Here is a 12,404-nt window from a genome sequence, read left to right on the forward strand (position 1 = left end):
GAATGCTACATGAATAAAGCGATTATGATTCGAACCGTCAAGATTGCGCTAGCAGCCCTCTTGGCCATTTTTTTAGCCCAATGGCTAGGCCTTGAATTCTCGTCAGCCGCGGGGATTATTGCGATCTTAAATATTTTTGAGACCCGAAAAGCCACGATGCAAGGTGGCTTGAAGCGAACTGTGTCGGCTGTGATTGCTTTATTTGTTGGAGGGGTTCTCTTTGAGCTGATTGGCTATGATACTTGGGTCTTTGGCTTATATTTATTAATTTTTGTTCCGGTCTCCTTCTTATTAAAAGTTGAAATCGGCCTGGGTCCCTCAAGTGTCCTTTTGACCCATCTTTTGGCCTTTGGCGAAATTAACCTAGGAATTATTCTAAATGAAATGGGACTCGTCATCATTGGGACGTCATTTGCCATGTTGACCAATTATTATGCGCCCAATAGTCAATCTGAGTTGATCCGCTTGATTGAAGGAATTGACCGAGAAATTGAATCCTTACTTAAGCTCTATGGTCAGTCCTTAGTGGATTCCTTGGATGTCCAAGCCTATGAGGACTTGATCGATACCTTGGAGAAAGATCTATCGGATGCGATTGTCTTGGCTGTGACTGAACAGGACAACCTAATTGAGCATAGCAGTGACCTCCTCTATATCTTGCGTTTGAGGGAGATGGAACTCGACCTTCTTCAGGACATGTATGATAATCTCAAAACCATCCCACCCGAATATTCGGATGGTCAGCTGGTCTCCGATATTCTCATTCAAACGGCAAATAGCTTAAATAAGGAAGCCGATATTCAAAAGATGAAAGACCGAGTGGCCTATCTCAAAGACCACTTCCATATGATGCAACTCCCTCAAACTCATGAGGAATTTGCGATTCGTGCTGCGATCTTCCAAGTCTTCCGTGACCTGGACCAGTTCATCGAAATTAGCAATCGGATTAATCTAAAGGCAAAATCTAAAGGAATTCTGGCTGGGTTGTTGATTAAGACGAAGTAAAGGGCTTACGAACTAGCTGAAGGTGGATGAAGAAGGATCGTGTTCTCTAGTTCATTCGAAAGCTAATTATTAAATTTTCTGATAACAGTTAATAATGAAGAGACCATCTTTAGGTTAGGATGGTCGTTTTTTGTCTATTTATTTATCGAAGAACCTTATTTGAAGACTGGTAGGACTCATTCCTACAATAGGGAAGGAGAAGTATGATCCAGAAAGAAGGGTAATCAGTGCAATACAATTCTGCTATAGATCTTATTGGAAATACGCCATTGCTGAAATTAAATCGCGTATTTAAACAAGAGCAGGCAAATGTCTACGTCAAGTTGGAAATGTTCAATGCAGCAGGGTCTGTTAAAGATCGAGTCGCTCTGAGGATGATTGAAGCCGCTGAACAATCAGGTGAATTAAAACCAGGTCAGACGATCCTGGAGTGTACCTCCGGGAATACAGGAGTTGGATTAGCCATGGTTGGAGCTTTAAAGGGATATCCTGTGATTATCGTGATGTCTAAGAAGGCTAGTCGAGAGCGACAGCAGTTAATTTCGGCCTATGGGGGGCAGGTGATTTTATCATCAAGTCCAGGAGGAATTGCAGAAGATGTCGACCGTTATCGACAAATTGCTAAGGACAAGGGATATTTTTTTATGTCGCAATTCTGGAATAGGGAGAATCCTCGATCTCACTACGAATCAACCGGTCCGGAAATTGTGAAAGATTTGGGCCAAGCTCCGGATGCACTATTTGCAGGAGTCGGTACGGGTGGAACCTTGACAGGTACAGGAAGTTATCTAAAAGAATGTAATCCTAGTTGCCAGGTCTATGCGATTGAACCGAGTGAAGCTGCTGTCTTATTGGGTGGAGAGGATGGTGAACACCAAATATCCGGTATAGGGGTGTCTATTTTGCCTGGAATTCTGGATCAGAGTCTGATTGATAAAGAACTAACGGTTAATTCCGAAACTGCAATCGACTGGGTTAAGCGGTTAGCACAGGAAGAAGGACTCTTCCTAGGAGCCTCCTCTGCTGCTGCTATAGCCGCAGTCAATCAGGTGATTGATCAATTTGAAAGTGACCAGAACTTAGTCGTGATTTGCCCTGACTCAGGAGAGCGCTACTTATCAATGGAATTGTTGCCGAACCATGTGATGGATGATCAATAGAAAGAGGGATATTATGAATGATTTTTTAACACGCGCAATACACAGCGGCCGCTTAGAAGATAGCCAATACCCGGGGCCTTCCTATCCAATTTATTTGTCTTCAACTTATAACCAAGCGGGTATCGATAGCTTTGGTGAATTTATGTACTCTCGCTCAGGGAACCCAACCAGGTCTCACTTGGAAGAGCAAGTGGCAAGTATTGAGGACTGCCAACATGTATTAGCTACTTCATCTGGGATGGCCGCAACCGCAATTGCCCTATCTTTCCTACAGGCCGGAGATAAGATCCTGTTGAATTCAAATGTCTATGGTGGGACTTGGACCTATGTTTCTGACTTCTTGAAGCAGAAAGGAGTTCATTATGAGATAGTAACAGACTTTAATGTCTATCAATTTGACGAGCTTGATCCTTCGGTCAAAGCAGTTTTCATCGAAACACCTTCAAATCCTTTGGTCGAAGTGACGGATATTGCGTATGTTGCCCAGGCTGCTAAGCAAAAAGGGATCAAAGTAATTGTAGATAATACATTTATGACAGCTTACCTTCAAGAGCCATTAAAGTTGGGGGCAGATGTGGTCGTTTATTCTGCAACCAAGTATTATGGTGGGCACTCTGATTTGATTGCAGGTTTGATTGCGCTCAATGATTCAACATTATTTGACATTTACAAGAAACAACGCAAGCTCTATGGATCACCGCTTGCTCCTTTTGACTGTTTCTTGTTAAGTCGAGGGATTAAGACAATGCCTCTGCGGATCGATCGTCAAGAGTCAAATACTCAAGCGATTGTTTCCTTTCTAAAGGATCACCCCGCTTGTGACCGTATCTATTACACTGGATTGGACCCTGAATCGGATTCATACGCAATCCAAGTCAAACAAGCAAAAGGATTTGGCTCATTAATCTCTTTTGAACTCAATGAATCATATCATTTGGAAGCCTTCTTTAAAGCTCTGAAGGTCTTTGATTTGGCAGTTTCTTTAGGCGGAGTTGAGTCTTTAATTTGTTTGCCAGCTACGATGACACACGAAGATTATGCGCCAGAGCTACTCCATCAGATTGGAATTAAGTCAAACCTCTTGCGGATAGCGATCGGTATCGAGGGAATTGAAGATCTGAAAGAAGATCTGAGACAAGCCTTTGAAGCAGCCAAGATTTAGTCAAAAAAACAAAACTGCTCCTTTGATTGGAGCAGTTTTTTGTTTAACGTTTGAGAATTTCTTGATTGTAAGCTTCATAGATATTGAGGTAATCTGCACCATCTAATAAGAGCTGATAACGATCAGGTCTTCCCTCGACCCATTTATTGACCCCTTCCATCCGCATTTCTTTGGCAACAAGGGGGTCATCTTTATCCATTTTTAGCATTAAGTCGATCAGCTTATGATAGTCTTCAGATTTTTCTTTGTCTAAATTGGGTTGACCAAGGAAGATACAGTGGTCCCAGACAGGTGTGCGTCCAATAACTTTTAGCTCCCAGTCCATATAGACACCAAAAGCGAGCTCTTTTAAAAAGTTACGGTAGAAAGAGACTGCACAGTCAATTTGGCCTTCATACATCGCACGTATCCCCTCGTTTTGAGTAGGAAAATTCACTTCTTGATAGTCTTTGTTGATTTCTAAGCCAGCTTCTCGCAAATATTGTGCTGGAATGATTCGAGACTCAGCAGAATATTTGGGGCCAGTCGAGATGGTCTTCCCTCTGAGGTCTTCAATTGACTGGATAGGGCTGTCAGACCGTGTAATAAAAACAGAATGGCAATCAATGTCTGTGTCTTCAGCGAGCGGAGCTAGTTGTTTGCCATCAAGGTGATGATTTATAATCGCATAATTTAAGGGACCACCCCAGAAGAGATCAGCTTTACCATCGAGAAAATAATTTAAAGCGGTATTAGCAGGTGAGAGGTGAAGTACCTCAATTTCAAGTCCATTCTTAGCAAAGTAAGCAAGATAAGCATCAAAGATCTCGACATAAGCAGCTGAAGCATCCATTGTAATCGTTAGTTTATTCAAAATTTAAACCTCCTTATTCAATCTAACCTTATCATAGTCAAAAGAATAAGGTTCAGCTAAGTAAATTTGAGATTTATTTATGAAATTTTTAAATGAATAGAGGGGAATTATGAAAGATATCTACTTTTTAAGCAGCAAAAAAAACTTATCATCCGATGATTGATCAATTAATCACAAACCATGGATGAACCAATAGGTTATTTTTGATTGATTGAATAAGATAATAAATATTATGGTCGAATATCAAATGCGGTTGACCCTTTACCATTGTCTAGGTAGGATAAAGCTGTTGTCTATAGGTCCAACCTTACTGGCGAGTCAACCTAGAGACAAGCTTATAAAAGATTAAAGGAGGAAAAAGATTGTCAAAGTATTATGACGAGGCCAGAAGTTTCGGTGAGAAGTATCTCGCACCTTTTGCTAGAGAGGCAGACCAGAAGGGTGCATTTCCACGGGAAGCGATCCAAGCGCTTAGAGAGAATGGTTATTTTGGTTTGGTGATACCAGAAGCTTATGGTGGTCAAGGCCAAGATATCGGTGCTCATGCAGAAGTTTGTACGGCACTAGCAGAATGGGATGCTTCGGCTTCTCTTTGCTATATGATGTCGAATGTAGGGGCCTATTGTTTATCGCTCTATGCTGGAGAAAAGTTAAAGCAGGAAATTTTGCCAAAAGTAGCTTCAGGGGAAGCTATTTTAGCCTTAGCCTATTCAGAGACAGGAAATGGGACACACTTCTATTTACCAGAAATGGAAGAAGTAACCGAGGACGGCTATTCGATTTTAAATGGACGCAAAAGCTTTGTAACAACAGCTAGAGAGGCTGATTATTATTTGACAATCAGTCGTAATGTAGAAGATGGTTCGACGAACTTATGGGTTGTACCATCTAATACAGAGGGTCTATCTTTTGAATCTAATTACGATGGAGTGGGTCTACGTGGAAATGTATCAGACCCAATGGTTTTAAAGGATGCCAAAATTGACCACTTCTATCGGATCCAAGGAAATGGTGATGGAGATCGATTAATCTTTTTAGTAGGCTTAGCTTCATCTTCAGCTGGAATTGCGATGGCGATTGCTAGAGAAGCGACTCGCTATGTTAAAGAACGAACTTACTCCAATGGACGTTCATTGGGAGAGATTGAAACAGTTGAAACCAATTTAGCTGAGCTTTATGCCCGTGCTTATGCAGCGAGAGAGACACTTTTTGCAGCGGCTTATAATGTTCAATCTGGAGCTGAGGATGGTTTTCAGAATGTGAATGCTGCACGCATTGTAACGACTTCGGCTGCTGTCAAAAATGGTAGTCAAGGGATGCGATTAGTAGGTGGTATTGGATATGTGCGGGGTAAGAATCCAATGGAACGCTTAATGCGGGATTCTTTAGGCGCTCAAGTTATGGCGCCCGGCTATGATGTCTTGAGAGTTTGGCTTGGTCGCCAGCTAGTTGGTTTACCTTACTTGAAAGGAATTGACTAAACCTGTTGGATCCATAGAATCTTGTTGGTAACAAATCTTTTCGAGATTAGCACTTTAAGATCTGTTTATATTGTTATATAAATGATTACGATTGCTCTATAGTCACTTGGAATACATAATTCGGTTAGACGCTTTGTAAATTTAAGGAGGATAAAGATGAAAAAAGCATGTCAATTTATTTTAGCAGTTATCTTGTTAAACATTGTTGTAACGATTGCACCCAATCAAATTCATGCGGAAGAAAAGTTTAAGATTCGCTGGGCACAAGGCTTGAGTGGTAATGCAATGGTGACGATTGCCAAAGAACAGGGATACTTTGATGAATATGGACTCGAAATTCAAGAGATTCCACTAGAAGGGCCGTCAGATACTTTTTCTGCTCTAAATAACGGTCAATGTGATATTGTCTCCAATGAAGGGACAAACGCTCCACTTCAAAATATTTCTGCGGGAAATGATTTGATGATTTTTGGCGGTCACATGGTGGCGGGTGCGATGCCAATTATTGCACCAGCAGGAACTAAGTGGAATGGTGTAGAAGACTTATTAGGTAAGAAAGTAGCAGGAAGTCCAACTGGATACTACATCTCAGGTCCTTTACTTGATAAGGGATATGATCCAGCAAATGAAATCACTTGGTTAGAATTCGATGATGACAAGGATAAAGTAATGGCTGTTGCAACAGGAGAAGCAGATTATGGTGTAATCGGCACCAACCAAAACTATGCTATCTCATTATCAAATGAAGTTGAAGTAATGGCTTATTTAGATGATGTACTCCCTAACTATTCTTGCTGCCGCATGGTGACTCGTCGTGATTTCTTTAATGACAATAAAGAAGAATTCAAAAACCTACACAAGGCTCTACTAAAAGCAACAAAATATTTCTATGAAAACAAAGATGAAGTCGTTCAAATGACCATGGATAAATTAGGTGCAAACAGAGAATATGTAGAGGCATATATTAAGAGTGAGCACTATATCATTCATCCAGACCCACTAAAAAAACCTGTCCTACGAGCTTGGGATTGGTTAGGTCAATTAGGAATCCTAGATGCACGATCTAAAGATGTTAATATTGAAGATCACTTAGATAATGAGGTCTACCTTCAAGCCTTGACGGAGTTAATCGATGAAGTACCTGAAGATCAAAAGGCTTGGTATCAAGAACAGATGGCATACTTTGAGGAAAACAACCAAGACTAATGGCGATAACGGATGAAAAGCCAAAGAAATTGAATCGATTTATTCAATTTCTTTGGCTCGTTTATGATATTTTATGATGAGAGGTGACATATGAGTTATATTCAAGTTGATAATCTCGTGTTCTCCTACAAGGGAAGCGATGAAATTATCCTGAAAGATATTAACTTTACAGCGGAAAAGGGAGAGATCATAACGATCCTTGGACCTTCTGGATGCGGTAAGAGCACGCTCTTAAAGCTCTTAGCAGGACTTCAAATTCCTAGTCAAGGTCGTATTCAAATGAATGGTCAAGACATCAAGTCTGCCAGTTTAGATCGTGCTTTTGTGTTTCAAAATTATGGTCTCTTTCCTTGGATGAAGGCTGGCGAGAATATTGAACTGGCTCTAAAACAAAAGTTTCCGAAACTTTCAAAGGATGAGGTTAAAAAGCGGATGTTTCATTTATTATCACAAGTAGGACTTGGAGAGGAAGTCGCTCATAAGCTTCCGAAAGAATTATCAGGGGGAATGCAGCAACGTTGTTCAATTGCTCGTGCCTTGGGTATCGATTCACCTGTACTTCTTATGGATGAACCATTCGGCGCTTTGGATGCTATTACACGCGCTAAACTTCAAGACTTGTTGCTCGATCTGATGGAAGAATTTGAGCAAGAGAAGACGGTTTTCTTTGTCACTCATGATGTTGATGAGGCAATTCTTCTTGGCACCCGGACAATCGTCTTAGGTCAGAAACCCTCTAGTATCCTCTACGATGTGAAGGTTCCATTATTGAAAGGGGAAGATCGTGCGACTTTATATGAAGATCCAGCGATCCTAGAACTTCGTAATCAGCTTCTTTATTACATTAATTTGGATATCTCCAAACGGGTTGATGAGGAGGATCAATAAGATGAAGAAAACTATTCGTTTCATTAAGAATTATTGGGTCACCGGCCTCCTGTTTTTAGGACTGTATTTTACATATGTCTACTTATCTAATAATGATAATGTTAATAAGCTTTTATTTCCACCTGTCGATCAAATCATAAAAGCTTTTGGAGAAGTTAATTTAACTTTCTTTGATAATATGCTTGGATCCTTCGGTTTGATGATTCCGTCTTTAATTATTGCTTTAATTATTGCATTGGCTTTGGGGACAATCATGGGTTTAAGTCCTTTCTGTCGCCGTGTATTGTATCCGATTATTTATACAGTGAGTGTGGTCCCCTCTATTCTTTTATCACCCTTTGCCTTGGTATTAGCACCAAATTTCAAGCTCGCATCGATTTTTTTGATCGCATATAATATCATTTGGCCAACGCTGTTTGCTACGATTAATGGAATTATCACGATAGACCGTGTGTATTTAGATATTGCCGATACGCTGGAAATAAAAGGGGTTAAGCGCCTGTTCAAGGTCCTATATCCGGCTGCAATGCCTTCCATCTTTTCAGGTTTGGTCACTTCGATTCGGGGAACTTTCTTGATTCTAGTCTTTGCGGAGATGTATGGAACTCAGCTAGGAATGGGTTACTTCGTCAAGAAATATACAGATTATGGAATGTATGACTATGCATGGGCCGGTCTACTATTTATGATCTTTATCCTCTTGATTGTCATGCTGGCATTCGAGAAAGCTAAAGAGCGAACACTTCGATGGACAATCAATGACAAGTAAACATCTAGACCAGTGTTATTTCTAGTCTTGTAAGATGATCGATCTCTTTGGGTGAAATCTTAAGATGTGAATCGATTCAGTCTTAAGGAACAGGGTGAATTGTAGGATAAATGATGTATCCCATATCAACTCATTTAACAAAGGGAATAATCAAAAAACTTCTGAATAAGAGATTCAGATTCGAGACGAACCTTACATGAAAAAATGTAGGGTTTGTTTTTTTATTTAATTTTGGGAATCAAATAAAACTATCTGTGCCAAATTTTTTGAAAGATTTACCAGTTAGAATCTCTTATCAAAAATGGCTCTTCTTTCTAATCGGATTAACAATAACTTCTCTATCATATTAGTGATTTACAGGTAAAAATCAATAAGCGCCAACCGCAAGAGCGGATGGCTTTTTTTACTTCTAATTTACATAAACTTTACGTAGTATTAACATTTCTCTGGTAAGATAATTTTGATCACAAATAAAGGAGATTGAATGCATGAAGAATTTGTTTAGAAATATGTTATTAGGTCTGACGCTTGTTTTCTGTTTAGTAGTAGGTACGACTTCCAGTCAAGTCCTTCATGCGGAAGACCAAAAGCCTCTACAAGTCCAATTTGTTCCGACCAATAATGATGGGTCGATGGAGGCGAAAGCTAAGCCACTTGGAGAATACTTGTCTAAGAAATTAGGTCGTGAAGTCAAAGTAACCTTGGCAACAGACTACTCAACCATTGTTCAAGCCATGTCGTCAGGTCAAGTGGACCTGGGAATCATGCCGCCGGCTGCCTATGTGCAAGCACGTAATTTAAATGCTGCTGAAGCGATTCTAACTTCAGAATTAGGTAAATTTGATCCAGAAACAGGTCTTCCGCTTGAGGGGGAGACAACAGGCACTTTCAAGGCGGAAGTCCTCGTTAAGGCAGATAGTGAGATTGAAACACTTGAAGACCTTGTTGGTAAGCGTATCGCAACCTTGAGCCCAGCTTCTGCTTCAGGTTTTATTTATCCAATTGCAGAAATGAAAGAAAAGGGTATCGATGTTAAAGACTTAACATTAACAACTGTTAACGATATTCCAAGTATGATCACTTCAATTCTAAATGGTCAACAAGATGCCATGTTCTCATTCCAAGGAACGCGTATCGTCTTTGGTAAGGCCTTTCCAGATAATGATCTGATGAAAGACCTCAAGGTGATCTATTTAAGTGAAGGTGATATTCCGAACGATGCGATTGCGGTTCAACCTTCTATGGATGATGAATTAAGAGAAAAAATCAAAGAAGCCTTCTTAACCATGGGAGATACTGAAGAAGGTCAAGAAATCATGTCACTCTGGAGCCACATCGGTTATACCGAAGCGGACGAAGCAGCTTATGATACGGTTGAAGACTATACAAAAATTGCTGCGGAATAAGTAGATAGCCAACCAAATCATCAAGTAAAGTAAGTAGCGACATAATGATTATGTCGCTACTTATTTAGATAAAGGAGATTCTGATTGTGATAGAAATCAATAACGTGACAAAAGTCTTTAATAATGGGGTCGTCGGTCTTAAGAATATAAATCTGAAGATCGATCAAGGAGAATTTGTTTGTATTATCGGTTTGAGCGGTGCTGGAAAGTCTACCCTCTTAAGAAGTTTAAATCGGCTCAATGAGATTTCAGAAGGAGAAATCCTAATCAATGGGGAGTCTTTAACTAAAGCTTCACCCAGACAACTGCGTCGAATCCGTCGAAATATCGGAATGATCTTCCAACAGTTTAATCTTGTAAAGCGGAATACTGTACAAAAGAATGTGTTATCCGGGCGATTAGGTTTTTATAATAATCTGCAATCTTTCTTTGGTCTCTTCAAGAAGGAAGATTATGATAAAGTTGCAGAAGCTTTGAAGAAGGTAAACCTGTCAGATAAGTTAAAAGTTCGCTCGGATGCCTTGAGTGGTGGCCAGCAGCAGAGAGTCTCGATCGCTCGAACGATTGTTCAGGAAGCCGAGATCATCTTAGCCGATGAGCCTGTCTCTGCTCTCGACCCTGTAACGGCTCGGACCGTGATGAATGACTTTTTGCGCTTGAATCGTGAACTTAATCGCACAATTATAGTAAATATTCACTCTATTCCGCTCGCCCGTCAATATGCTAGTCGGATTATTGGTATGCGGGCGGGGGAGATAGTCTTTGATGGTCCTGCTAGACTTGCAACAGATGCGAAGTTAAGTGAGATTTATGGAGCAGAGATTCTAAATGATGCTGCAGACCAAGCAAGCCATCCAGACGTGAGCGAAGCCCCCCTCATTAATGAACCAGCCCAGGAGGTGTAGGGTCATGAAGTTGAAAGAAACGATCCATGATCAGCTACCAAAGCAGCTTGCAATCCTAGGCCTAGTAATCTTGCTCTTTATCGGAGCAGGATCGGTCATTGAAGTCGAGTGGAATGACGTGATTGATAATCATTCACAAGCAGTAGTCTTTTTAAGTGGTTTCCTAAACCCTGAATGGTCCTACCTACCTGAGCTCATTGATCCCATGATTGAGACCCTCTTAATGTCCTTAGCAGGTACTTTTCTGGGTGTTATTTTAGCAATTCCAGCTGCTTTTTTAGGGACGCAGCTAGTTACTCGTAATCTTTTTGTAACGGTTATATTTCGAACGTTTTTTAGCCTGATCCGAACGATTCCTAATTTATTATTGGCTGCTATCTTCGTGGCCATAGTCGGAATTGGGGAATTAACAGGGGTTTTGACCATCGCCGTTTTTACTTTTGGTATGGTGTCGCAACTCATATTTGGATCGATTGAGACAATTGATTACGGTCCTATTGAGGCAAATGAATCGATTGGTGCGACCCGATTTCAGTTGGCCATCACTGCGGTTTGGCCTCAGGTTAAGGATGCGGTCTATGGTTATGCTCTCTATGCCTTTGAAGTGAATGTCCGTGCCTCAGCTGTACTCGGCTATGTTGGAGCAGGAGGAATTGGTGTGATGTTAAATTCGGCGCTTAGTTTCTTTCAATTTGGTCGAGTCAGTTTAATCATGCTTATGATTCTCTTGATGATCTTCATTACAAATGCTATTAGTAAGTATATTCGAAGGGAAGTGCTATAATGGCTAGCCACCATATTAAAAAACTTGTCAATCACTTCCTATTAGTGGTCTTACTAAGTCTTATTATTTATGCTTTTTGGTCCTTAGATTATTCGAACCTTGCTAATATGCGTTTGAATGACTTAGCCAATATGGTTAAAGGCCTTGCTAATCCAGATTGGACTTATGTCTATGATCGCTCAGGGGAGGACCTGGTCTATTTGATGTTCGAGACGGTATCTATTGCTTTTTACGGCACAATTTTAGGGGTCATTCTATCCATTCCTTTTATTCTTCTCGCTTCAGATGTTGTCTGGGGCAATTGGAAGTGGATCCCCTTGATTGGTCGCCTCGTCTTAAATCTCTTACGATCTGTTCCAGCCCTCATTTATGCTATTCTTTTTGTCCGAATTGTTGGCCCCGGGGCCTTTGCAGGTGCGCTAGCTTTGGGGATTCAACTCATCGGCATGCTGGGTAAATTGGTGAGTGAAGAATTAGACCGATCGGATGAAGTGCCAGTCGAGGCGATGAGAGCTTCTGGGGCTTCAGCCTTTCAGAGCTTTCAGTATGCGAGGATTCCTCAGGTGATAGCTATGTCGGCTTCACATGTGATCAATCATTTTGAAATCAATGTGCGAAGTGCAACAACACTTGGTTTGGTTGGCGCGGGTGGAATCGGAGCCCCTGTTATTTTTGCTCTACAGCAGCGAAATTGGGGGCGAGTGAGTATCATTTTATTAGCAATTATTTTGGTCGTCATCTGTATTGATCTCCTTTCGACACAAATTCGACAACTTATGAAATAG

The 12,404-nt window shown here is 40.8% G+C and carries 12 protein-coding genes; 11 read left to right on the top strand and 1 reads right to left on the bottom strand.

The annotated features are described in order from the left end of the window. Positions 1-9: 9 nt before the first annotated feature. The 3 genes from HMPREF9708_RS05160 (at position 10) to HMPREF9708_RS05170 (ending at position 3,327) form a co-directional block, all read left to right on the top strand. Positions 10-1,005, top strand: a complete 996-nt coding sequence (locus HMPREF9708_RS05160) for an aromatic acid exporter family protein (RefSeq protein ID WP_006309154.1) — start codon at positions 10-12, stop codon at positions 1,003-1,005. Between the two features lie 227 nt (positions 1,006-1,232). Beyond that, on the top strand, positions 1,233-2,165 hold the full coding sequence (locus HMPREF9708_RS05165) for a PLP-dependent cysteine synthase family protein (protein ID WP_006309158.1): 933 nt from the start codon (positions 1,233-1,235) through the stop codon (positions 2,163-2,165). Between the two features lie 13 nt (positions 2,166-2,178). Continuing rightward, positions 2,179-3,327 carry a trans-sulfuration enzyme family protein gene (locus tag HMPREF9708_RS05170; RefSeq protein WP_006309160.1) on the top strand — a complete coding sequence of 383 codons (1,149 nt, stop codon included), beginning with the start codon at positions 2,179-2,181 and terminating at the stop codon, positions 3,325-3,327. Positions 3,328-3,370: 43 nt separating this feature from the next. Here the strand turns inward: HMPREF9708_RS05170 and HMPREF9708_RS05175 are convergent, their stop codons facing one another. Beyond that, positions 3,371-4,180 carry a phosphate/phosphite/phosphonate ABC transporter substrate-binding protein gene (locus tag HMPREF9708_RS05175; protein WP_006309161.1) on the bottom strand — a complete coding sequence of 270 codons (810 nt, stop codon included), beginning with the start codon at positions 4,178-4,180 and terminating at the stop codon, positions 3,371-3,373. 362 nt (positions 4,181-4,542) lie between these two features. On the opposite strand from HMPREF9708_RS05175, the gene HMPREF9708_RS05180 reads away from it, so the two are divergent. The 8 genes from HMPREF9708_RS05180 (at position 4,543) to phnE (HMPREF9708_RS05215) (ending at position 12,404) form a co-directional block, all read left to right on the top strand. Next, positions 4,543-5,661 (top strand): acyl-CoA dehydrogenase family protein, encoded by a 1,119-nt coding sequence (locus tag HMPREF9708_RS05180; protein WP_006309162.1) that lies wholly within the window; start codon positions 4,543-4,545, stop codon positions 5,659-5,661. A 156-nt stretch (positions 5,662-5,817) separates the two neighbouring features. Beyond that, complete coding sequence (locus HMPREF9708_RS05185; protein WP_006309164.1) at positions 5,818-6,867, top strand: ABC transporter substrate-binding protein; 1,050 nt, start codon at positions 5,818-5,820, stop codon at positions 6,865-6,867. A 90-nt stretch (positions 6,868-6,957) separates the two neighbouring features. Then, entirely contained in the window at positions 6,958-7,755 is a 798-nt protein-coding gene (locus tag HMPREF9708_RS05190) for an ABC transporter ATP-binding protein (RefSeq protein WP_006309166.1), read from the top strand. Between the two features lies 1 nt (position 7,756). Further along, complete coding sequence (locus HMPREF9708_RS05195) at positions 7,757-8,524, top strand: ABC transporter permease (RefSeq protein ID WP_006309167.1); 768 nt, start codon at positions 7,757-7,759, stop codon at positions 8,522-8,524. Between the two features lie 488 nt (positions 8,525-9,012). Beyond that, the gene (locus HMPREF9708_RS05200) at positions 9,013-9,930 is read left to right on the top strand and encodes a phosphate/phosphite/phosphonate ABC transporter substrate-binding protein (protein WP_006309168.1); all 918 of its coding nucleotides are present in this window, start codon (positions 9,013-9,015) and stop codon (positions 9,928-9,930) included. Between the two features lie 86 nt (positions 9,931-10,016). Then, complete coding sequence (phnC, locus tag HMPREF9708_RS05205; RefSeq protein WP_006309169.1) at positions 10,017-10,835, top strand: phosphonate ABC transporter ATP-binding protein; 819 nt, start codon at positions 10,017-10,019, stop codon at positions 10,833-10,835. Between the two features lie 4 nt (positions 10,836-10,839). Beyond that, complete coding sequence (gene phnE, locus HMPREF9708_RS05210) at positions 10,840-11,619, top strand: phosphonate ABC transporter, permease protein PhnE (RefSeq protein ID WP_006309170.1); 780 nt, start codon at positions 10,840-10,842, stop codon at positions 11,617-11,619. Continuing rightward, complete coding sequence (gene phnE / locus HMPREF9708_RS05215; RefSeq protein ID WP_006309171.1) at positions 11,619-12,404, top strand: phosphonate ABC transporter, permease protein PhnE; 786 nt, start codon at positions 11,619-11,621, stop codon at positions 12,402-12,404. The genes phnE (HMPREF9708_RS05210) and phnE (HMPREF9708_RS05215) overlap by 1 nt, the downstream gene beginning before the upstream one ends.

It is taken from the genome of Facklamia languida CCUG 37842 (assembly GCF_000245795.1).
Taxonomy (GTDB): domain Bacteria; phylum Bacillota; class Bacilli; order Lactobacillales; family Aerococcaceae; genus Facklamia; species Facklamia languida.